General features: G+C 67.7%; 16 protein-coding genes and 1 pseudogene. 14 read left to right on the top strand and 3 right to left on the bottom strand.

Annotated elements, in window-relative coordinates:
* Positions 1 to 59: 59 nt before the first annotated feature.
* The 6 genes and pseudogenes from QFZ23_RS17360 (at position 60) to tsaD (ending at position 5,616) form a co-directional block, all read left to right on the top strand.
* On the top strand, positions 60 to 1,151 hold the full coding sequence (locus tag QFZ23_RS17360; protein WP_306924792.1) for a carbohydrate kinase family protein: 1,092 nt from the start codon (positions 60 to 62) through the stop codon (positions 1,149 to 1,151).
* A 142-nt stretch (positions 1,152 to 1,293) separates the two neighbouring features.
* On the top strand, positions 1,294 to 2,532 hold the full coding sequence (gene alr, locus QFZ23_RS17355; protein WP_306924790.1) for an alanine racemase: 1,239 nt from the start codon (positions 1,294 to 1,296) through the stop codon (positions 2,530 to 2,532).
* Positions 2,529 to 3,173, top strand: coding sequence for a tRNA (adenosine(37)-N6)-threonylcarbamoyltransferase complex ATPase subunit type 1 TsaE (gene tsaE, locus QFZ23_RS17350; RefSeq protein WP_306924789.1), 645 nt, complete (start codon positions 2,529 to 2,531; stop codon positions 3,171 to 3,173). The genes alr and tsaE overlap by 4 nt, the downstream gene beginning before the upstream one ends.
* Positions 3,173 to 3,844 carry a tRNA (adenosine(37)-N6)-threonylcarbamoyltransferase complex dimerization subunit type 1 TsaB gene (tsaB, locus tag QFZ23_RS17345; protein WP_306924787.1) on the top strand — a complete coding sequence of 224 codons (672 nt, stop codon included), beginning with the start codon at positions 3,173 to 3,175 and terminating at the stop codon, positions 3,842 to 3,844. Before tsaE ends, tsaB begins: the two co-directional genes overlap by 1 nt.
* Before the next feature lie 74 nt (positions 3,845 to 3,918).
* A pseudogene (rimI, locus tag QFZ23_RS17340) lies at positions 3,919 to 4,326 on the top strand (ribosomal protein S18-alanine N-acetyltransferase); the annotation flags it as partial.
* A gap of 132 nt (positions 4,327 to 4,458) precedes the next feature.
* Positions 4,459 to 5,616 (top strand): tRNA (adenosine(37)-N6)-threonylcarbamoyltransferase complex transferase subunit TsaD, encoded by a 1,158-nt coding sequence (gene tsaD / locus QFZ23_RS17335; RefSeq protein WP_306926921.1) that lies wholly within the window; start codon positions 4,459 to 4,461, stop codon positions 5,614 to 5,616.
* Positions 5,617 to 5,629: 13 nt separating this feature from the next.
* On the opposite strand, the gene QFZ23_RS17330 is transcribed toward tsaD, so the two are convergent.
* A complete protein-coding gene (locus QFZ23_RS17330; protein ID WP_306924786.1) occupies positions 5,630 to 6,781 on the bottom strand; it encodes a glutamate--cysteine ligase in 1,152 nt (383 codons plus the stop codon).
* Positions 6,782 to 6,995: 214 nt separating this feature from the next.
* On the opposite strand from QFZ23_RS17330, the gene QFZ23_RS17325 reads away from it, so the two are divergent.
* Together QFZ23_RS17325 and QFZ23_RS17320 are read left to right on the top strand one after the other, a co-directional pair.
* A complete protein-coding gene (locus QFZ23_RS17325; RefSeq protein WP_373427895.1) occupies positions 6,996 to 8,675 on the top strand; it encodes a glycoside hydrolase family 3 N-terminal domain-containing protein in 1,680 nt (559 codons plus the stop codon).
* Positions 8,676 to 8,721: 46 nt separating this feature from the next.
* Positions 8,722 to 9,549, top strand: coding sequence for a shikimate 5-dehydrogenase (locus QFZ23_RS17320; protein ID WP_306924784.1), 828 nt, complete (start codon positions 8,722 to 8,724; stop codon positions 9,547 to 9,549).
* Positions 9,550 to 9,571: 22 nt separating this feature from the next.
* Here QFZ23_RS17320 and QFZ23_RS17315 read toward each other — a convergent pair whose 3' ends face one another.
* Positions 9,572 to 10,813: a class I SAM-dependent methyltransferase gene (locus tag QFZ23_RS17315; RefSeq protein WP_306924782.1), complete on the bottom strand. Its 1,242-nt coding sequence runs from the start codon at positions 10,811 to 10,813 to the stop codon at positions 9,572 to 9,574.
* A gap of 55 nt (positions 10,814 to 10,868) precedes the next feature.
* On the opposite strand from QFZ23_RS17315, the gene QFZ23_RS17310 reads away from it, so the two are divergent.
* The 6 genes from QFZ23_RS17310 to QFZ23_RS17285 all read left to right on the top strand — a co-directional run bounded on the left by QFZ23_RS17310 (position 10,869) and on the right by QFZ23_RS17285 (position 19,525).
* Positions 10,869 to 11,273: a hypothetical protein gene (locus QFZ23_RS17310; protein WP_306924779.1), complete on the top strand. Its 405-nt coding sequence runs from the start codon at positions 10,869 to 10,871 to the stop codon at positions 11,271 to 11,273.
* Positions 11,274 to 11,491: 218 nt separating this feature from the next.
* Entirely contained in the window at positions 11,492 to 11,785 is a 294-nt protein-coding gene (gene groES, locus QFZ23_RS17305) for a co-chaperone GroES (RefSeq protein ID WP_003805290.1), read from the top strand.
* A gap of 85 nt (positions 11,786 to 11,870) precedes the next feature.
* On the top strand, positions 11,871 to 13,481 hold the full coding sequence (gene groL / locus QFZ23_RS17300) for a chaperonin GroEL (RefSeq protein WP_306924777.1): 1,611 nt from the start codon (positions 11,871 to 11,873) through the stop codon (positions 13,479 to 13,481).
* Positions 13,482 to 13,704: 223 nt separating this feature from the next.
* Complete coding sequence (locus QFZ23_RS17295; protein WP_306926919.1) at positions 13,705 to 15,774, top strand: acyltransferase family protein; 2,070 nt, start codon at positions 13,705 to 13,707, stop codon at positions 15,772 to 15,774.
* Between the two features lie 237 nt (positions 15,775 to 16,011).
* Entirely contained in the window at positions 16,012 to 17,523 is a 1,512-nt protein-coding gene (guaB, locus tag QFZ23_RS17290; RefSeq protein WP_306924776.1) for an IMP dehydrogenase, read from the top strand.
* A gap of 142 nt (positions 17,524 to 17,665) precedes the next feature.
* On the top strand, positions 17,666 to 19,525 hold the full coding sequence (locus tag QFZ23_RS17285) for an ABC transporter ATP-binding protein (protein ID WP_306924774.1): 1,860 nt from the start codon (positions 17,666 to 17,668) through the stop codon (positions 19,523 to 19,525).
* Positions 19,526 to 19,563: 38 nt separating this feature from the next.
* Here QFZ23_RS17285 and QFZ23_RS17280 read toward each other — a convergent pair whose 3' ends face one another.
* Positions 19,564 to 20,028, bottom strand: coding sequence for a hypothetical protein (locus tag QFZ23_RS17280; RefSeq protein WP_306924771.1), 465 nt, complete (start codon positions 20,026 to 20,028; stop codon positions 19,564 to 19,566).
* Positions 20,029 to 20,034: the final 6 nt, after the last annotated feature.

Below are 20,034 nucleotides of genomic sequence, written 5' to 3'. Positions count from 1 at the left end.
CGTCCGGCCCCCACATCGCGGGGTTTCAACGCCAAGGTACACAGCGTAATGTGCCGAACATGGAGGCGAATAACGCACGCCGTTTCGACCCGCTCTCGGCCGTCCGTACCCAGTCGGCCGGAGAGTTCGACCTGCTGCTGGCCGGGACCGTCTTTCAGGACATCATCTTCACCGGGCTGCCGCACGCGCCCGAGCCCGGAACGGAAATCTGGAGCGAGGGGATGGGCAGCTGCCCGGGAGGCGTGGCCAACCAGGCCATCGCGGCCGCCCGCCTCGGCTTGCGAACCGGGCTGGCTGCGGCCTTCGGCGACGACGGCTACGGCGACTACAACTGGAAAGTCCTGGACCGGCAGGAGCACGTGGACCTCTCACTCTCCAGACGGATCGATGGCTGGCACTCGCCGGTGACCGTATCCCTCAGCGTGGACCACGACCGCTCCATGGTCACGCACGGGCACCCGGCACCGGTGACCTCCTCCGAGCTGATCGGAAATCCGCCCCGTGCGCTGGCTGCCGTGGCGGACCTCGGCCATGAGCTGGAGCCGTGGGCGCTCGCGGCACACAAGGAGGGCGTGAAACTCTTCGGCGACGTCGGCTGGGACCCCACCGGCGAATGGGCCCAGGCAAGGCTTGCCAACCTGCAGTACTTCCATGCCTTCATGCCCAACCAGCGCGAGGCCATGGCCTTCACCGGCAAGAACGATCCCTGGGCGGCGCTGTACTCCCTGGCGGAGCGGGTGCCGGTGGCGGTGGTGACACTGGGTGCGCAGGGGGCCGTGGCAGTGGACTCGGAAACCGGCGAGGAGGAATGGGTGCCCTCCCTGCCGGTGGCCGCCTTCGATCCGACCGGTGCCGGGGACTGCTTCGGGGCCGCGTTCATCGTCGGGAGCCTGGCGGGGTGGCCCCTCAGCGACCGGCTTCGGTTCGCCAACCTCTGCGCCGCACTGGCAGTCCAGGAAGTGGGCGGTTCCCTCGCGGCGCCCGGCTGGGGAGACATCGCCGACTGGTGGAAGCGCGCCAACGCCCGGCCGGAACGCCGTGGCAGCCAGTGGCTGCGCCGCTACTCCTTCCTCGCCGACATCGTCCGGGACGTTCCGCAGGAAGCCCAGCGCCGCGCGGCCGCCACCATCGCCCACCTCTCGGACGCCTGATCCAGGCACCGGGAAGCCAGCTCCGGGCCGGTTGTGCGGGACCGGGCCGCCCCCGCGCGCGACCGGCCGTCAGACCGCGTTCCCGGCACGCCGTTTCCCCGGCAATTATTCGGCCCGAAGCGCCAGCACTAGAATCAGTAGAGTGATTTATCCAGCAGCAACAGGAGACCGCCCGGCGGTAACGGGCCCGGTTGGGACGTCCCACGGTTACGCCCGGACGGCCCACGAACGTTCGGCGGTGATCGACCTCGAGGCCATCCGGCACAACGTCCGCCGCCTCGCCGCGGCCGCCGAACCGGCCAAGGTCATGGCGGTCGTCAAGGCCGACGCCTACGGACACGGCGCCGTGCCGGTGGCCCGCGCGGCCCTCGAGGCAGGCGCAAGCTGGCTGGGCGTCGCGCACATTTCCGAAGCTCTGGCGCTGCGCGCCGCAGGCATCGAAGCGCCGCTGCTCGCCTGGCTGCACACCCCGGAAAGCAACTTCGGCGCGGCGGTGGCCGCCGGCGTCGACATCGGGTGCTCCGGCTGGGAGCTGGAACAGATCGTGGCCGCCGCCCGGGAACAGGAACGGCCGGCACGCGTCCACCTCAAAGTCGACACCGGACTTGGCCGCAACGGCGCCACCGTCGAGGTGTGGGACCGGCTGGTGGGCGAAGCCGTGGAGTACCAGGACCAGGGGCTGCTGCGCGTAGTGGGCATCTTCTCCCACCTTGCCGTGGCCGACGAGCCCGAGCGCCCGGAAACCGATGATCAGCTCGCAGCGTTCCGCGAGGTCCTGGCCATCGCCGAAGACGCCGGCGTGGACCCCGAAGTCCGCCACCTGGCCAACACCCCGGCCACCCTGTCGCGGCCTGACACGCACTTCGACCTGGTCCGCACGGGGCTGGGAATCTACGGCCTCTCGCCCTTCGAGGGGCAGACCTCCGCGGAACTGGGCCTGCGCCCCGCGATGACCCTGCGCACCGTCGTGTCCCACTGCAAGGACGTGCACTCCGGCCAGGGCGTCTCCTACGGCTTCAACTACTACACCTCCGGCGAAAGCACGCTGGGGCTCATTCCGCTCGGCTATGCCGACGGCGTTCCCCGGGTCGCCACCGGCGGCCCCGTCCGCGTGGAGGGCGTCACCTACCCCGTGGTGGGACGGATAGCGATGGACCAGATGGTGATCGACCTCGGCCCTCTGGACGTTTCCCGGGGCGGCCACAGCGTCCTCGGAGCAGAGGCCGTCCTCTTCGGAGACGGCGCCGACGGCGGCCCCACGGCCGATGACTGGGCCCGCGCCGCCGGCACCAACAACTACGAGATCGTCACCCGCATTAGCCCCCGCGTGCCCCGCACCTACGTCAACGAATCGCCCGCAACCGAAACGCCGGCGCCGTGAGTATCCCGGAAACCGGCAACGCTCCGTTGTGGGTTCAGACCCTGACGGTCACGACGGCGGACCAGACCCACGCGCTCGGCGCGGCTCTGGCGGAGGTGCTCCGGGCGGGGGACCTCCTGGTGCTCACGGGCGAACTGGGCGCCGGAAAGACAACGTTCACGCAGGGCCTCGGTGAGGGGCTGGGCGTCCGTGAGGGCATCATTTCCCCGACCTTCGTATTGGTGCGCATCCACCCCAACCTCCCCGACGGGCCGCGGCCGGGCGGGCCGGATCTGGTGCACGTGGACGCCTACCGGCTGGGATCGGCGTCGGAAATCGATGACATTGACCTGGAGAACACGCTGGACTCTGCCGTGACCGTGGTGGAGTGGGGCCGGGACCGCGTGGAGCACCTGACCGAGAGCCGGCTCGAGGTGGAACTGCACCGCCAGCTGGGCGGCGCCGCTCCCGCGCACCTTCACGCCGGTGGGCATTCAACGGGACCGGGAATTGCGGCGGCCGGTGCTGACGCGCCCGGTCCTGACGCTCCAGTCTGGGACTTCGAATCGGAGGATGACGACGAGCCCCGCACCATCATCATCCGCGGCTTCGGGCCGCGCTGGGCAGAACAGCCCGTTCTGGCCCCGGAAGGAATCTCCTGATGCTCATTCTCGCCATTGACACCTCAGCCGTGGCCAGCGCCGCCCTGGTGTCCGACGACGCCCTGGAAGGCGTGGTGGGCAGCTTCTCCACCGAGGACACGAGGAGCCACGCCGAGGTCCTTGCGCCCGGAATCGAGCGGCTGCTGGCAGACGCCGAAGTAACCGGGGCCGACATTGACGCGATCGTTGTGGGCGTTGGTCCCGGTCCCTTCACCGGGCTCCGGTCCGGCATCGCGACGGCGCGCACCCTGGCCTATGTCTGGAACACGCCGCTGCACGGCATGATGAGCCTCGACGCCGTCGCCCTTGAAGTGGCCGAATCCACCGAAGCGCCGGCCGAGTTCCTCGTTGCCACCGACGCCCGGCGAAAAGAGGTCTACTGGGCGCGCTACACCTTGGCCGCGGGCCAGCTGCCGAAGCTCACGGACGGGCCGCACGTGGGCTTCGCCGCGGACCTTCCCGACCTGCCGGCCTACGGCGCGGGCGCAGGGCTCTACCCCGACGACGTGCGCGCGGATCCGGACTTCAGCACCGAACAGCCGGACGCGCTTTACCTGGGCCAGTTCGCGCTGGCGAGGCTGGCAGCGGGCGAGCAGCTCCTGGACTCCACGCCCCTCTACCTGCGGGAATCCGACGCCCAGGTCCCCGGCCCCCGGAAGCGTGCCCTGTGAACCTGCTGCCCGAATCATCCGGCAACGCGCCCGTCCTGCCCCGCCAGCTGGCCTCGGGCGTGACCATCCGCGACATGCTTCCCGCCGACATCCCTGCCGTCCACGAGCTGGAGGTCCGGCTGTTCCCGGTGGACGCGTGGCCGCTGCAGATGTTCATGGACGAACTGACGCAGCCGGAAACCCGCAGGTATCTCGTGGCGGAGGCCCCGGAAGGCATCGTCGGCTATGCGGGACTCATGTGCGTCGAACCGATTGCCGACGTCCAGACCATCGCCGTCGTCCCCGAATATGAGGGCAAGGGCATCGGCACCGCACTCCTCACCGACCTGATCGCCGAGGGGCGGCGCCGCGGCGCAGCCGACATCCTGCTAGAGGTCCGCGCCGACAACCCGCGCGCCCAGCAGCTGTACATCCGTTTCGGCTTCGAGCAGATCCACGTGCGGAAAAGGTACTACCGCGACGGCGTGGACGCCCTGATCATGCGGCTTCAGCTGGAGGACGTGCTCGCGGTGCACAGTGAGATCGTGCACCAGGACGTCGTGCACCAGGACATCGTGCACGACGCCGGACCCCAGCCCGTGCAGACTGACCGCTCCGACGGAGGCAGACCAGAAATGAACCGCTCGCAGCCGCTAGTACTGGGCATTGAGTCATCGTGCGACGAAACGGGCGTAGGCATCGTCCGCGGCACCGAGCTCCTGACCAATACCGTGTCCTCCTCCATGGAGGAGCACGTCCGGTTTGGCGGAGTCATCCCGGAAATCGCCTCGCGGGCACACCTGGACGCCTTCGTTCCTGCCCTGCAGGCGGCCCTGGCCGAGGCGGACGTGACAATGGACGAGATCGACGCCATCGCGGTGACATCCGGGCCCGGGCTGGCCGGGGCACTGATGGTCGGCGTGTGCGCCGCAAAGGCGCTCGCCGTCGCCACGGGCAAGCCGCTCTATGCCATCAACCACCTGGTGGCCCATGTAGGGGTCGGCCTGCTGAACCCCCGAAGCGGTACCGGCGGTGATGGCGCGGACAAGCCAATACTGCCCGACAACCTCGGCGCGCTCCTGGTGTCCGGCGGCCACACCGAGATCCTGCGGATCCGCAGCATCACGGACGACGTCGAGTTGCTCGGTTCCACCATCGACGACGCGGCGGGGGAGGCCTACGACAAGGTCGCCAGGATCCTGGGCCTGGGCTACCCCGGGGGCCCGGCCATTGACCGGCTGGCGCGCGAAGGCAACGCCAAGGCCATCCGGTTCCCGCGCGGACTGACGCAGCCCAAATACATGGGCACCGCGGAGGAGCCCGGCCGCCACCGGTACGACTGGTCCTTCAGCGGACTGAAGACCGCGGTGGCCAGGTGCGTGGAGCAGTTCGAAGCCGCCGGCGATCCCGTGCCGGTGGCGGACATCGCGGCAGCCTTCCAGGAAGCCGTAGTTGATGTCATCACATCCAAGGCGGTCCTGGCCTGCCGCGAGCGTGGCATCACGGACGTGCTGCTGGGCGGGGGGGTGGCCGCCAATTCGCGGCTGCGGCAGCTGACCGAACAGCGCTGCTCCGCCGCCGGCATCACGCTGCACGTTCCGCCGTTGGACCTGTGCACGGACAACGGCGCGATGGTGGCCGCACTCGGCGCGCAGCTGGTCATGGCTGGCATCGAACCCAGCGGCATAAACTTTGCGCCGGACTCGTCCATGCCGGTCACCACGGTTTCCGCGCCAAGTAAGTCGCAGAACAGGGAGTTCTCGGCGCTGGGAACGCCCTCAACTGCTACCTAGTTGGGTTGGCGCCCTACGCGGTGGGGCCGTTCCGCATCTGTTTCACAAGGTCGAGGACCACGGCCTGGAGGTTTCCGCCGCTTTCGGCGGCTACCCGCCGCTGGCGCTGGTACCCCGCGCCGCGGCTGATGATCTTTTCGACGTCGGCCAGCTCATCGGAGCAGCCCAGCTTCGCGGCGATCGGTTCCAGCCGCTTGAGCGTCTCCAGCAGGTGGTCGGTGACGAGCTGCTCGTTGCCCTCGGCGTCGAGGATGATGATCGCATCCATTCCGTAGCGGGCGGCCCGCCACTTGTTTTCCTGGACGTGCCATGGCGGCATGGTGGGAATGCTGCCGCCGGCGTCCAGGATGGTGGAGAATTCGTGGACCAGGCACTGGGTCAGGGCCGCCACGGCGCCAACTTCCTCGAGCGTGGCCAGGCCGTCGCAGATGCGCATCTCGATGGTGCCCAGGGCTGGCACCGGGCGGATGTCCCAGCGGATCTCCGAGATGGTGTCGATCACGCCGGTGGTAAACATGTCCTGCACGTAGGACTCGTACTCTTCCCAGCTGGCGAACTGGAAGGGCAGTCCGGCCGTGGGCAGCTGCTGGAACATGAGGGCGCGCTGCGAGGCGTAGCCGGTGTCCTCGCCGCCCCAGAACGGGCTGGACGCGGACAGGGCCTGGAAATGCGGGAAGTAGTTGACCAGGCCGTCAAGCACGGGGAGGACCTTGTCCCGCCGGTCCAGGCCGACATGGACGTGGACCCCGTAGATCACCATCTGCCGGCCCCACCACTGCGTGCGGTCGATCAACTTGGCGTAGCGTTCCTTGTCCGTGACCGGCTGCAGCTGCGGCGGGCTGAACGGGTGGCTTCCGGCGCAGAACACTTCCACGCCCATCGGGTCCGTAACTTCGCGAAGGGCGGCCAGGGAGCGGGCGAGGTCTTCCTTCGCTTCCGCGGCGGTCTCGCAGATGCCGGTGACCAGCTCCACGGTGTTAAGCAGCAGCTCCTGCTTGATGTGCGGGTGTTCGTCATCCTCGTTCAGCTCGGGATGCCGTGCAACCACGCCGCGAAGGACCTCGTTGGCTACTGACGCCAGTTCACCGGTCTGCGCATCCACCAGGGCGAGTTCCCATTCCACACCAAGAGTTGATTGCCTGGATGAAGCGAAATCAATCTTCATGTGTTCCTCGCTGTCTGCTGGCCTAATGACGTCTGGTCCGGTTGCCGTCCGTTCCTGGCGAACGGCTGGCAGGGGAACGGTCATCCAAGTCTAGTGCAGGGGTAGCATCGAAGTGATGGCACGGCTACACAGGGCGCGTGAGAGTGTTCACAACACCAGCCGCCCCGATTCCCCCAGAAAACCTTCCGGCATTGCATGCTCCCGGACTGCGGCAGTGCTCGCCGCGCTGTTCGCCGTAGCGTCGTGCACGGCGCCGCCATCACCTGAACCAGATACGACGACGGCGCCCGCGGCCTCCGCTTCCGACTCGCCCAAGCCGCCACAGGCCGCTTCACCGCAGTCAGGCGCACACAGCCCGGCCCCGTCCGCGGCGAAGCCCGCAACGAAGGAAACTGCGGCGCTGGGCTGGGGCCCGCAGCAACGGGATGCCGACGCTGCCGCCGCGGCGGTGGCAAAAATGACCCTGGAGGAGAAAGCCGGTCAGGTGATCCTGCCCTTTTACACCGGCCTTGACCATGAAGCCCAGGCCGCTACCGTCGAACGCCTCCACCTTGCCGGTTCCATGATCATGGCCGACAACGTGCCCGGAACTGCCACCGGCCTGGTGGACGTCCCGGCGCTGTCCGGCGTGACGCGGCGGCTGGACAAAGCGTCGCGCTCCGGCGGCCGCACCTGGCCCGGCCTGATCGGCGTCGACCAGGAAGGCGGAGCGGTGAGCCGCGTCGGCGCACCGCTGACCCGCTGGCCCACCCCCATGAGCTACGGCGCGGCCGCCAGCGTGCCCCTGGCTGCGGAGGCCGGCACCGGTCTCGCGGCGGAACTCGCGCCGCTGGGCTTCACAGTGGACTTCGCTCCCGCAGCCGACGTCACGATGGGCCCCGCCGATCCCACCATCGGCGCGCGGTCCATGTCCGCCGACCCCCGTGCCGCAGCATCATTGAGTGCCGGCTTCGCCAAGGGCATGCTTTCCGGCGGCGTGCTGCCGACGGTCAAGCATTTTCCCGGTCACCGCTCGGTGACCACCGATTCGCACAAGGGCCTCCCCGTCCAGAACGCCACCCTCGCGCAGCTCAAGGCGCGGGACTGGCAGCCGTTCCAGGCCGCGGTCAAGGCAGGAGCTCCCATGATCATGACCGGACACATCGCAGTACGGGCCCTTGACCCGGGCGTGCCCGCGTCCATTTCGAAGGCAACCTACAAGGCGCTCCGCGGCCTGGGCTTCAAGGGCGTGGCGGTCACGGACGGGCTCAACATGGGCGCGGTGGCCGACCGCTATCCCCGCGGGTCCGCAGCGCCGGCCGCGTTGGCGGCCGGGGCGGACCTGCTGCTGATGCCGGCGGACGCCGCCGCTGCGCACGCCGCCGTCGTCCGGGCTGTCACGGAGGGGAAGCTCCCGCTCACCCGCCTCGAGGAAGCGGCCCGGCGGGTGGTCACCATGATGATCTGGCGCGGACGGACCGGGCAGCCGAAGCCCCCGGCAGCCCCGGGAAGCGGCGAGGCCCTCTCCGCGAAAATTTCGGCCCGGGCCATCACGGTGGTGGCCGGCCGGTGCAAGGGCGCTTCCGTGGCCGGCCACGTGCGGGTGGCGGGGGGAACGGCAGCGGACCGGGCCCGGTTTGCCGCCGCGGCCAAGGATGCGGGGATCGCCTTGGGGACAGGCCCGCTTGTCACCCTGATCGGCTACGGCGCCGGCCCCGTGACGGGCGATGTTGCGGTGGCCCTGGACGCACCGTGGCCGCTGGCGCAGTCCGTCGCGTCCACGAAGATCGCCCTCTACGGCCGCACCGCCGGAGCGTACAAGGCGCTGCTGGCCGTCCTGGCAGGCAAGGCCACCGCCCCCGGAAAGCTGCCGGCCGCCGTCGGACCCTACCGCCCCGGCACCGGCTGCAGATAACAGCGGGCTGCAAGTAATAAAGGCAGGGCCGCCGTTTAATGGAGGAGTGCCGATACTGAACAAAGACATGACCCTGTGCATCTCCCTCTCGGCCCGGCCGAGCAACAACGGGACCCGCTTCCACAATTACCTGTACGACCAGCTGGGCCTGAACTGGATCTACAAGGCCTTCGCGCCCACCGACCTGGCCCTGGCGATCGCGGGCGTCCGCGGCCTGGGGATCCGGGGCTGCGCCGTCTCCATGCCTTACAAGGAGGACGTGATCGCCCTGGTGGACGCCATGGACCCGTCCGCCAAGGCCATTGATTCCGTCAACACCATCGTCAATGACGGCGGGCGGCTGACGGCGTACAACACGGACTACACGGCAATCGAGCAGCTGCTGCAGCGCAACGCCGTGCCAGCGGAGTCATCGGTGCTGCTTAAGGGCGCCGGCGGCATGGCCAAGGCCACGGCCGCAGCCTTGCGCGACGCGGGGTTCAAGGACGTGACCATCATTGCCCGCAATGAAGCAACCGGCCGGGCGCTCGCCGATCTCTACGACTTTGCCTGGCGGGCGGATCTGGGCGCCGGCCCGGAGGCCACCGCGGACATGGTCATCAACGTCACGCCCGTGGGAATGGCCGGGGGACCGGAGGCGGATGCGCTGTCCTTCCCCGTCGAGACCATAGAGGCAGCCAAGGTGGTCTTCGATGTCGTGGCCCTGCCAGCGGAAACGCCGCTCATCAAGGCGGCGCGGGAGGCCGGCAAGCAGGTCATCACCGGGGCCGAGGTGGCCACCATCCAGGCGCTGGAGCAGTTTGTGCTGTACACGGGCATCCGGCCCACCGAGGAGCAGGTCCGGGACGCCGAGGCGTTCGTCCGCGCCAAGTAGTTAAGCGGGCTCCACCGAGAAACTAAACGGGCTCCACGTAGACAGCCACTCTCTCTTCCCCGATCCGGGTGAGGACCAGGGTGGCTGTCTTCTTGCCCGCGGCCTTGCCGCCGGCTTTGCCCCCGCTCTTGCTCCCGGGCAGCAGCTGCTTGCGCAGCTCCTCCGGTGTCACCGATGTGCCGCGCTTCTTGATGTCCAGCACGCCGACGCCGTTCTCCCGGACCCAGGCCTTGAGCGCCCTGACGTTGTACGGCATGACCTCCAGGACCCGGTAGGCCTTGGCATACGGAGTGTCCACAAGCTCCGGGGCGCAGATGTAGGCGATGTGCTCGTCCACGAGGTGGCCGCCCAGGTCGAGGGCGAGGTCGGCCACGAGCCCGGCACGGATGACGGCGCCATCCGGCTCGTACAGGAAACCCGCCACCGGGCCAACGGGGGCCACGGGTCCGGCGTCGAACTCCTCCCCGCTGGTAAGTTCGGCGGCGCCCTCTGCACCGATGACCAGGGCGGCCCGCCGGATTCCGGGACGGGCCACGGCGTTGAACCACAGCGTGACTTCCGTGACGTCGCCGCCCACCGAGACCCACTGTGCCTCGCAGCCGGCAGGCACCGACTCGTGCGGCATGCCGGGCCCCATTTTGACGCCGACGGCGCGCCCCGCGGCCGCCAGCGACTCCACGAAGGACAGCGGCGGAGAGAACGCCTCGGGGTCCCAGATCCGCTTGGTGCCGGACGTGGTGGTGGTGCGCCGGGCGGGGTCCAGCCAGACGCCCGAACCGTCCTCGAGCTCCACCGACGTGGCATCCGAATGAACCACCGTGGCGTGCGGAAAGGGAATGAGGTTGATCGTGGCGCAGGCGGCCGTGGTCTCGTCGACCTCCACGGCGGTCACGGCGATGTCCAGTGACGCCAGAGCCATGGCGTCCGCGCCGAGGCCGCAGCCCAGATCGGCAACGTGGCGGACGCCTGCCTGGGCAAAGCGCTGGGCGTGGCGGGCCGCGACGTTGAGCCGGGTGGCCTGCTCCAGGCCGGCCTGGGTGAAGAGCATCTGCCGGGCAAACTCGCCGAACTTGGCCTCGGCCCTGGTCCGGAGCCGTGACTGCGTCAGTACGGCGGACACGAGTTCGGGGGAGTGGCCGGCCTTGCGGAGCCTCGAGCTGAGGGCGAAGGAATCATCCTCCCGGTAGGGTCCGAGTGTGGCCAGCAGCTCCCATCCTTCTTCTGTGAGGAGCGGGGCGATCTGGTCCTGCGGTGCTTCAGACATGGGATCAAGCCTAGTGGAGCGGCCGCCCCAAGCTCTTCCCGATAGGGTGGTCTGAATGGAATCCAGCGAAACGCCCACCACCCCCGATCAGCCCGAAAGCACCAACCCCGGTCCGGCGCAGCATAGCCGCCTGGTCCGGTATGGACGCCCGGCGCTGATCGCCGGAGCCGTGGTCGCCGTCGTCTGCCTTGTCCTGCTGGTGATCATCTTCCTGCTGGACTCCTTCAATGCCACCGTCTACTCGGTGGGCGGCAAGAACATCAGCGACGCCACCGAGGAAGCCCGGCAGATCCGGGACCTGTACCTGGGTGCGCGTGTTGGCGGCATCGTGGTGCTCATCGTGTCGGTGGTGATCGCGGCGGCGGCCGCCGTCGTGCTTGTCCGCGAACAGCGGAAGGCGGGGGACGAAGACGCTGACGGCGGCGAGGACCTGGGGTTCGACGACCTCGCCGGGCGCTGATGGACGGGGCCGCACGGGTTACGGCGGATGAATTTCTGGCACTCACCTTGACCGAGTGCTAACCCCTTACATAGAGTCATCATTAGCACTCTCCCTAGGAGGGTGCTAACACACGAAGAGCTGCCAGCCTGGCTGCTGCCGGCACCGCGACGACGGTATGCCGCCACGGCGCAACAGTTTTTACTGTCCATGAATTTTGACGAAAAGGAGAGGTCCGAGTGTCGGTCTCTATTAAGCCTCTTGAGGATCGTATTGTTGTCCGCCCGCTCGAAGCCGAGCAGACCACGGCTTCCGGCCTGGTCATCCCGGACTCCGCCCAGGAGAAGCCGCAGGAAGGCGAAGTTGTTGCAGTAGGCCCCGGCCGCTTCGAAGACGGCAACCGCGTACCGGTCGACGTAGCCGTTGGCGACGTCGTTATCTACTCCAAGTACGGCGGAACCGAAGTCAAGACCGGCGGCACCGAGTACCTCGTGCTCTCCGCCCGCGACGTTCTGGCGATCGTCGTTAAGTAACTCTTGGATCCCCGTGCCGCCGTCCGCGTCTGATTTCTGTCTGACCGGTCGGTTGCACGGGGTTCTGTCTTGAAAGGACAAAACCATGGCAAAGCAGCTTGCGTTTAACGACGCTGCCCGCCGGTCGCTTGAAGCCGGCATCGACAAGCTCGCCAACACGGTTAAGGTGACGCTTGGTCCCCGCGGCCGCAACGTCGTGCTGGACAAGAAGTGGGGCGCCCCCACCATCACCAACGACGGCGTGACCATCGCCCGGGAAATCGAGCTGGACGACCCGTACGAGAACCTTGGCGCCCAGCTGGCCAAGGAAGTCGCCACCAAGACGAACGACGTCGCCGGTGACGGCACCACCACAGCTACCGTGCTCGCCCAGGCACTGGTCAAGGAAGGCCTGCGCAACGTTGCCGCCGGCGCCGCTCCGGGCCAGATCAAGCGCGGCATCGAGGTCTCCGTCGAGGCCATCGCAGCACGCCTGCTGGAGAACGCCCGTCCCGTCGAGGGCACCCAGGTGGCCAACGTTGCCGCCATCTCCGCCCAGAGCGACGAGGTGGGCGAGCTGCTCGCCGAGGCATTCGGCAAGGTCGGCAAGGATGGTGTGATCACCATTGAGGAATCCTCCACCACGCAGACCGAGCTGGTCCTCACCGAGGGCATGCAGTTCGACAAGGGCTACCTGTCCCCGTACTTCATCACGGACACCGAGCGCCAGGAAGCGGTCCTCGAGGATGCCCTCATCCTGATCAACCAGGGCAAGATCTCCTCGTTGCAGGAATTCCTGCCGCTGCTGGAGAAGGCGCTGCAGAGCTCCAAGCCGCTGTTCATCATCGCCGAGGACGTCGACGGCGAGGCCCTGTCCACGCTGATCGTCAACCGCATCCGCGGCACCCTGAACGTGGTTGCCGTCAAGGCTCCGGGCTTCGGCGACCGCCGCAAGGCCATGCTGCAGGACATCGCCACGCTGACCGGCGCCCAGGTTGTGTCCCCCGAGCTGGGCCTGAGCCTGGACTCCGTGGGCCTCGAGGTGCTGGGTACCGCCCGCCGCATCACGGTGACCAAGGACAACACCACCATCGTTGACGGCGCTGGTTCTGCCGAGGACGTCGCGGCACGTGTTGCCCAGCTGCGCGCAGAGCTGACCCGCACCGACTCCGACTGGGACCGGGAAAAGCTGCAGGAACGCCTGGCCAAGCTGGCCGGCGGCATCGGCGTGATCAAGGTCGGCGCAGCCACCGAGGTTGAGCTGAAGGAAAAGAAGCACCGCATCGAAGATGCAGTGTCCTCCACCCGCGCCGCCCTCGAAGAAGGCATCGTGGCCGGTGGCGGTTCCGCCCTGATCCACGCGCTGAAGGCACTCGATGAGGACCCCGCTGTCACGGCACTCGAAGGTGACGCGGCTGCTGCCGTCGGCATCGTCCGCCGTGCACTGGTCCAGCCGCTGCGCTGGATCGCCCAGAACGCCGGCCACGACGGCTACGTTGTGGCCGCCCGGGTTGCCGAGCAGGACAACAACCACGGCTTCAACGCCAAGTCCGGCGAGTACGAGGACCTGATCGCGGCGGGCGTCATTGACCCCGTCAAGGTCACCCGTGCAGCCCTGCGCAACGCAGCCTCCATCGCCGCGCTCGTGCTCACCACCGAGACCCTCGTGGCCGAGAAGCCCGCTGAGGAAAACGAGCACGCAGGCCACAGCCACTAGGCTGCTGCCGCCCGCTCTCGCGGTTCCGCCAAGGAGGCCCGTCCAGCTGTCGCTGGCCGGGCCTCCTTCGCGCTTTCAGGAGCATCTTCCCAGCTGAGACGCCGGTCACAGCCGGCGCGTTTGATTGGCCTGAAAAATCACGAAACGGTAACGTGGGTGCTTTGTGCTGCCGTTTGAGGGGTTATCTGTGCCAGAAGCGAGATCGACAGACCCGATGAAAAGCATGCCGCGCGTGGAGCCGGCAGGGGGACAAGCCCATGAACCGCGGGCTGCCCGCCTGAAGGCCAAGCCGGGCTACCGGCCCGAGGTCCAGGGCCTTCGCGCCCTGGCTGTGCTCATGGTCGTCACGTACCACGTGTGGCTTGGCCGGGTTTCGGGCGGCGTGGACATCTTCCTCCTCATCTCCGCATTCCTGCTGACCATGTCCTTCGTCCGCAAGGTGGAGAAGGGCACGCCGCTGCGCCTCGTGAGCCACTGGCTGCACCTCTTCAAGCGGCTGATCCCGGCCGCCGTCGTCGTGATTCTCGGCGTGCTGGCCGGAACCTGGCTGGTCCTGCCGCAGAGCCGCTGGCCCGACGTCCTCAACGAGGCGTGGGCGTCCCTCCTCTACGGGCAGAACTGGCTGCTGGCCAACAGCGCTGTGGACTACTACGCGCAGGACCACTCCGGGGCCAGCCCGCTCCAGCACTTCTGGTCGCTATCCATCCAGGGCCAGGTCTTCATTCTTTGGCCCCTCATCTTCGCCGGCTCCGCCCTGGTGTGGCGGCTGCTCCGGCGCCGCCGGGAAGTCGGCTACCGGACTGTCCTGATGGTTGCCTTCAGCGGCATCTTCATCGCTTCCCTGGTGTTCTCGATCGACCAGACGGCCAGCAACCAGGCCTATGCCTACTTCGATACGCGGACCCGGCTGTGGGAGTTCGCGCTGGGATCGCTGCTGGCCCTGGCGCTGCCCTACCTGAAACCGGGGAAGGCGCTGCGCGTGGTGCTGGGCTGGGCCGGGCTCGCCGCCATGATCTCCTGCGGCCTGCTCCTCACCGTGGACCGGTCCTTTCCGGGCTTCATTGCGCTGTGGCCCACGCTGGCCGCGGCTGCCATCATCGTCGCCGGGCAAAGCGGCAGCCGGTTCGGTGTGGACCGGATCCTGTGCTCCAAACCCCTCGTGGCCCTGGGGGACAACTCCTATGCCCTCTACCTCTGGCACTGGCCGGTCCTGGTGCTGGCCTTGGCGGGCACCGGCATCGCGGCGCCCAACCTGGTCCAGGGCCTCATCATCGTGGCTGGTTCCGTGGTCCTGGCCGTGCTGACCACCCGCTTCGTCGAGAAGCCCCTGCGCGACTGGCACTGGCCGCAGCTGCGGGCCTGGCGCACGGCCGTCGTTATTGTTGCCTGCGGCGCCCTGCTGGCCGGTCCCGTCGCGGTATGGCAGACGAAGCTGACGGCGGACGAAGCGGCCGCAGCCGCGCAGCCGCGCGAGCTGACTCCGGGCGCCGCCGCGCTGGCACCCGAAAACGCCGGCAAGCCGACGCCGGAAGCCACCGTGATCCCGGCCCCCGCGGCCATGAAAAACGAGTGGGCGGACATCGACGGGCTGTGCACCGACGAAAACGTCCCCAGCGACCCCCTGCTCAACGGCTGCCTGCAGAACAGCAAGCCGGACAAGGTCACCAAGCGGATCGTGGTGCTCGGCGACTCCCACGCGCAGCAGTACATGGCCGCGCTCGGCCCCATCGCCAGGGACCACGGCTGGGAGGTGGTCACCCTCCTGAAAGGGAACTGCCGGTTCGGCGCCGAATCCCCGGAGCGCGACGCCGACTGCAACGCCTTCAAGAAGGCCAGCGCCGCGTACGTCATGGAGCACAAGCCGGACGCGGTGTTCACCGTGGCATCCCTCACGCACAAGGAACCCCCGTTCGAAACCGAAGTGCCCGGCTACCTGGAGGGCATCAAGCAGTTCACCGACGCCGGGATCGACGTGGTGGGGGTCCGGGACAACCCCCGCTTCGCCACCAACATGCCCGAATGCGTCCAGAAGTATGGCACCGACGCTCCGGAGTGCAACCCGCCGCTCGGTGAATCACTGGCCGCCAAGTCGCCGCTGGACGCGTACCGGGGCAAGGTGGACGGGCTGCACCTGATGGACATGAGCGACTTCATCTGCGCTGGCGGCATCTGCCCGGCCGTGGTGGGCAACGTCTACGTCTACAAGGACGATAACCACCTCACCAAGACGTACGTCCAGTCCATGATTCCGATGTTCGAAAAGCGGCTCCTGGCCGCCACTGGGTGGAAGTAGCTGCCCGATTGTTGGGCCCACGCCCGCGAGGTTAGGGAGCGGGCGGGGCGTGCCCTTGCTCACAATGCCGGCCCGGAATATGGGGATCGCCGCCAAGGTTCTAGTATTAATTCAATTCCTCCAGAACCACCTCCTGGCCCCGAGCCAACCCTGCACAGGCCAGTCCCGTAATGACGGGCTGGTCATCGGCTGCAACCCCTACCCGTGAACCTGTAAACCAAGGTAAGAGGCGCACTCATGACCCAGCCCGAGCACGACCCCTTCGGCTTCATCGGCCTGACGTACGACGACGTCCTGCTGCTTCCCGGCCACACCGACGTGATCCCCTCCGAGGCCGACACGTCCTCCCGGATCTCCAAGCGCATCACCGTCCAGACGCCGCTGCTTTCCGCGGCCATGGACACCGTCACCGAATCACGGATGGCCATCGCCATGGCCCGCCAGGGCGGCCTCGGCGTCGTCCACCGCAACCTCGCGATCGATGACCAGGCCGACCAGGTGGACCGCGTCAAGCGCAGCGAGTCGGGCATGATCACCAACCCGCTGACCATCGGCCCCGAGGCCACGCTGCAGGAACTTGACGAGCTGTGCGCCCGCTACCGCGTCTCCGGCCTTCCCGTGGTCGACGACGGCAACCGCCTCCTCGGCATCGTCACCAACCGCGACACGCGTTTCGTGCCGGAATCCGACTTCCCGATCCGCCTGGTCAGCGACGTCATGACCAAGATGCCGCTCGTCACCGGCCACGTCGGCATCAGCCGCGAAGAGGCCTCGCACAAGCTGGCCACGAACAAGATCGAGAAGCTCCCGCTGGTGGACGAGCAGGGGCGCCTGAAGGGCCTCATCACCACCAAGGACTTCACCAAGGCCGAGCAGTACCCGCTGGCCACCAAGGACGACGAGGGCCGGCTGCGTGTCGGTGCCGCCATCGGCTTCTTCGGTGACGGCTGGGAGCGGGCCATGAAGCTGGTGGACGCCGGCGTTGACGCCCTCTTTGTGGACACCGCGAACGGCCACTCGCAGGGTGTGCTGGACATGATCCGCCGCCTCAAGTCGGATCCGGTTGCTGCGCACGTGGACATCATCGGCGGCCAGGCTGCCACCCGCGAAGGCGCCCAGGCCCTGATCGACGCCGGTGCCGACGGCATCAAGGTGGGCGTCGGCCCGGGCTCCATCTGCACGACCCGCGTCGTGGCAGGCGTGGGCGTTCCGCAGATCACCGCCATCTACGAATCGGCGAAGGCTGCCATTCCGGCCGGAGTTCCGCTTATCGCCGACGGCGGACTCCAGTACTCCGGCGACATCGGCAAGGCTCTGGTCGCCGGTGCTGACACCGTGATGCTCGGCTCCCTGCTGGCCGGCTGTGACGAGTCTCCGGGTGAGCTCATCTTCGTCAATGGCAAGCAGTTCAAGAGCTACCGTGGCATGGGCTCCCTCGGGGCCATGCAGTCGCGCGGCAAGAACACGTCCTACTCGAAGGACCGCTACTTCCAGGCGGACGTCTCCGGCGATGACAAGCTCATCCCCGAGGGCATCGAAGGCCGAGTGGCCTACCGCGGCCCGCTGGCATCGGTGGCTTACCAGCTGGTGGGCGGCCTCCGCCAGACCATGTTCTACGTGGGTTCCCCGACCATCCCCGAGCTCAAGGCCCGCGGCAAGTTCGTCCGGATCACCCCGGCCGGCCTGAAGGAATCGCACCCGCACGACATCCAGATGACCGTCGAGGCGCCGAACTACGGTTCACGCTGATCGGTTCCGCTGGCTGAGCTTGGGGCCACGACCGCCGGGGTTCCCTGACCGAGCTTCCGAGGTTAGGGAGCGGGTGGGGAGCGAAACCAGGGTTTGGGCAAGCTCAACCAGCGGACATGCCGGCCGGGGCTAGGCTGGAGCCATGTCCCAACCACGCCATCCCGCCGAACTGAGCCCCAAAAGGGAACCCCAGCGGCGGCTGGCACTGAAGCCCTATGCGCGTGCCGTGGCCCAGGTCCTCCGCGTCAGTTTCCGCGCGTCGCCCGGGGCCGTGCTCATGAAGGTGGCTGGATCCCTGATCTCGGCGGTCCTGCCCCTGGTTACCACGTACTTCGCCGGCCTGACCACCACTGCGCTGGCCGCCGCCTACAACGGGGACGCTGCCGCCGGGCAGCAGGCCATCCTCTACGTCATCATCACCGCCGGGCTGGGCCTGTTCTGGGGAGCCTTCAGCAGCGTGGACCGCTACATCCAGCAGCTCATGAGCTTCAGGGTGGGGGCCATCGTGGGCGACCTGATGTACGAGCGGTTCCTGGCCCTGGATTTCTGGCGGTACGACGACAAGGAAACGGTGGACCTCTACGACCGCGCCAAGCGGTTCTCCGATTCCTATGCCAGGGTCCTGGACCGGATCGCGGCCATCTTCACACAGCTGGTGTCTGTGATCCTGGCCATCGGCGCGCTGCTGCTGGTGAGCTGGTGGATCGCGGTGATCGTGCTGGTCGCCATCGTGCCCAGCGTCTACCTGCAGTTCAAGCTGTCCCGTGAGCAGATCGCGCACTGGAACACCCAGGTGGATTCGCGGCGGCAGCGGCGGATGATCGAAACCAACCTGCTCCGCCCGCAGCACATTGCGGAGATGCGCCTGTACGGAATCGTCGGGTACCTCATGGAACTGCGCTCACGGCTCCGGGACGCCGACGAGAAGCGCCGGCTGGACTTCCAGAAGCGGTACATCCCCAAGCAGCTGGCGGCGGACGCCCTGCAGTACGCCGCGGAGGTTGTCTCGCTCATCTGGGTGGTGGGCCAGATCATCGCCCGGGCCCAGCCGGTGGGGCAGTTCCTCTACGTCCAACAGATCGTCAGCCGGGCCCTGTCCACCGCGAACAACCTGGTGTCCTCGCTCAGCTCGATCGACGAGGACCTCGCCAACCTCAAGGACTACGAGCTGTTCATGGCGCTGCCCGTGCATTCCAGCCACGCACCGCCGCTCCTGGAGGCCCCCAAGACCGTTGAGCTGCGGGACATCCGCTTCACCTACACCGGCAGTGACATCGAGGTGATCCGGGGCATCAGCATGACCATCCGTGAGGGCCAGCACATCGCCATCGTGGGGGAGAACGGCGCCGGCAAGTCCACGCTGATCCGCATCCTGGCCGGGCTTTACCGCCCGGATTCCGGCCAAGTGATGCTCGACGGCGTGGACCTCGCCGCCGTCGACGTCACCTCCTGGCACCGCCACCTGGCGGTGCTCAGCCAGGAGTTCCTTAAGTACGAGTTCGCCACCGCGGCCGAAAACATCCTGTTCGGCGACGTCGACTCGCCCCGGAACGACGAACGGATCAGCCGCGCGGCCGCCGATGCAGAGGCCCTGGATTTCATCAACAAGCTGCCCAACGGCCTGGACAACCACGTCAGCAACTGGATGGAGGATCCGCGCGGCCGCAAGGGGAGCGGACTGAGCGGCGGGCAGTGGCAGCGGCTGGCCATGGCGCGGAACTTTTACCGGAACGCCTCCTTCATGGTCATGGACGAGCCCACCTCCGCCATCGACGCGCTGGCAGAGCACCGCATCTTCACCCGGCTGTTCGCCGAGCGCAGCAGCACCATCATCGCCATCAGCCACCGGCTCGCCACGATCGAGAAGGCCGACATCGTGTACATGCTGGAGGACGGCCGGATCGTGGAGCAGGGCACACACCGGGAACTGGTGGCACTCCGTGGCCGCTATTTCCGGATGTTCGAATCCCAGCTCAGCGTCGAGGAGGCCGGCGGGATCTGATTTCCGTCACGGCAATCCGGGCGGATCTGCGCTCCTGGTTAGCGGCGGGCCAGCCAAGCTGTATACAGGCGGTCGCGGTCACGGTGCAAATACCTTGAATAAAGCATCCCTGCCGCAACGGGAAGCGGAAATGAAGCAAGGAACGCCAGGATGGGCAGCACCGCCGGAGACGTTCCCCGCGGCGTAGCGAACATCAAAGCCCCGACGATCAGAAACATGGCGACCACCGAGGCGATGGCGACACCGGGAACAATGCGGACGTACTGTTCGGCGCGGGCCACGTCCTCCGCCGGCCGCGGGGACGAGCGTGTAAACCTCGGCCCGATGGCGATCAGCCAGCCAACCCCGGAAATCACCAGCCCCAAGCACGTGAGTATGAGGCCGTTCTCCGGATTTTGCCCCGTGGCGGCCAGAGCGCCAGCCTGCGCAACGCCCGGAAGAGCAAAGACCATTCCCATCCACCAGAACCAGAAGACACGGGCGCAGCGATGCGCATACCCCAATGCGTA

This window comes from Arthrobacter globiformis (genome assembly GCF_030818015.1).
GTDB lineage: Bacteria > Actinomycetota > Actinomycetes > Actinomycetales > Micrococcaceae > Arthrobacter > Arthrobacter globiformis_C.
Note: the sequence above shows the minus strand (reverse complement) of the source record. Positions and strands in the feature narration are given on the sequence as shown.

Bases quoted from the DNA above. Each gene is read 5' to 3' on its own strand.
- QFZ23_RS17360 (WP_306924792.1), top strand. From the start codon at position 60: ATGGAGGCGAATAACGCACGCCGTTTCGACCCGCTCTCGGCCGTCCGT.
- tsaB (WP_306924787.1), top strand. From the start codon at position 3,173: ATGCTCATTCTCGCCATTGACACCTCAGCCGTGGCCAGCGCCGCCCTG.
- tsaD (WP_306926921.1), top strand. From the start codon at position 4,459: ATGAACCGCTCGCAGCCGCTAGTACTGGGCATTGAGTCATCGTGCGAC.
- QFZ23_RS17330 (WP_306924786.1), bottom strand. From the start codon at position 6,781: ATGAAGATTGATTTCGCTTCATCCAGGCAATCAACTCTTGGTGTGGAA.
- QFZ23_RS17315 (WP_306924782.1), bottom strand. From the start codon at position 10,813: ATGTCTGAAGCACCGCAGGACCAGATCGCCCCGCTCCTCACAGAAGAA.
- QFZ23_RS17310 (WP_306924779.1), top strand. From the start codon at position 10,869: ATGGAATCCAGCGAAACGCCCACCACCCCCGATCAGCCCGAAAGCACC.
- groL (WP_306924777.1), top strand. From the start codon at position 11,871: ATGGCAAAGCAGCTTGCGTTTAACGACGCTGCCCGCCGGTCGCTTGAA.
- QFZ23_RS17295 (WP_306926919.1), top strand. From the start codon at position 13,705: ATGCCGCGCGTGGAGCCGGCAGGGGGACAAGCCCATGAACCGCGGGCT.
- guaB (WP_306924776.1), top strand. From the start codon at position 16,012: ATGACCCAGCCCGAGCACGACCCCTTCGGCTTCATCGGCCTGACGTAC.
- QFZ23_RS17285 (WP_306924774.1), top strand. From the start codon at position 17,666: ATGTCCCAACCACGCCATCCCGCCGAACTGAGCCCCAAAAGGGAACCC.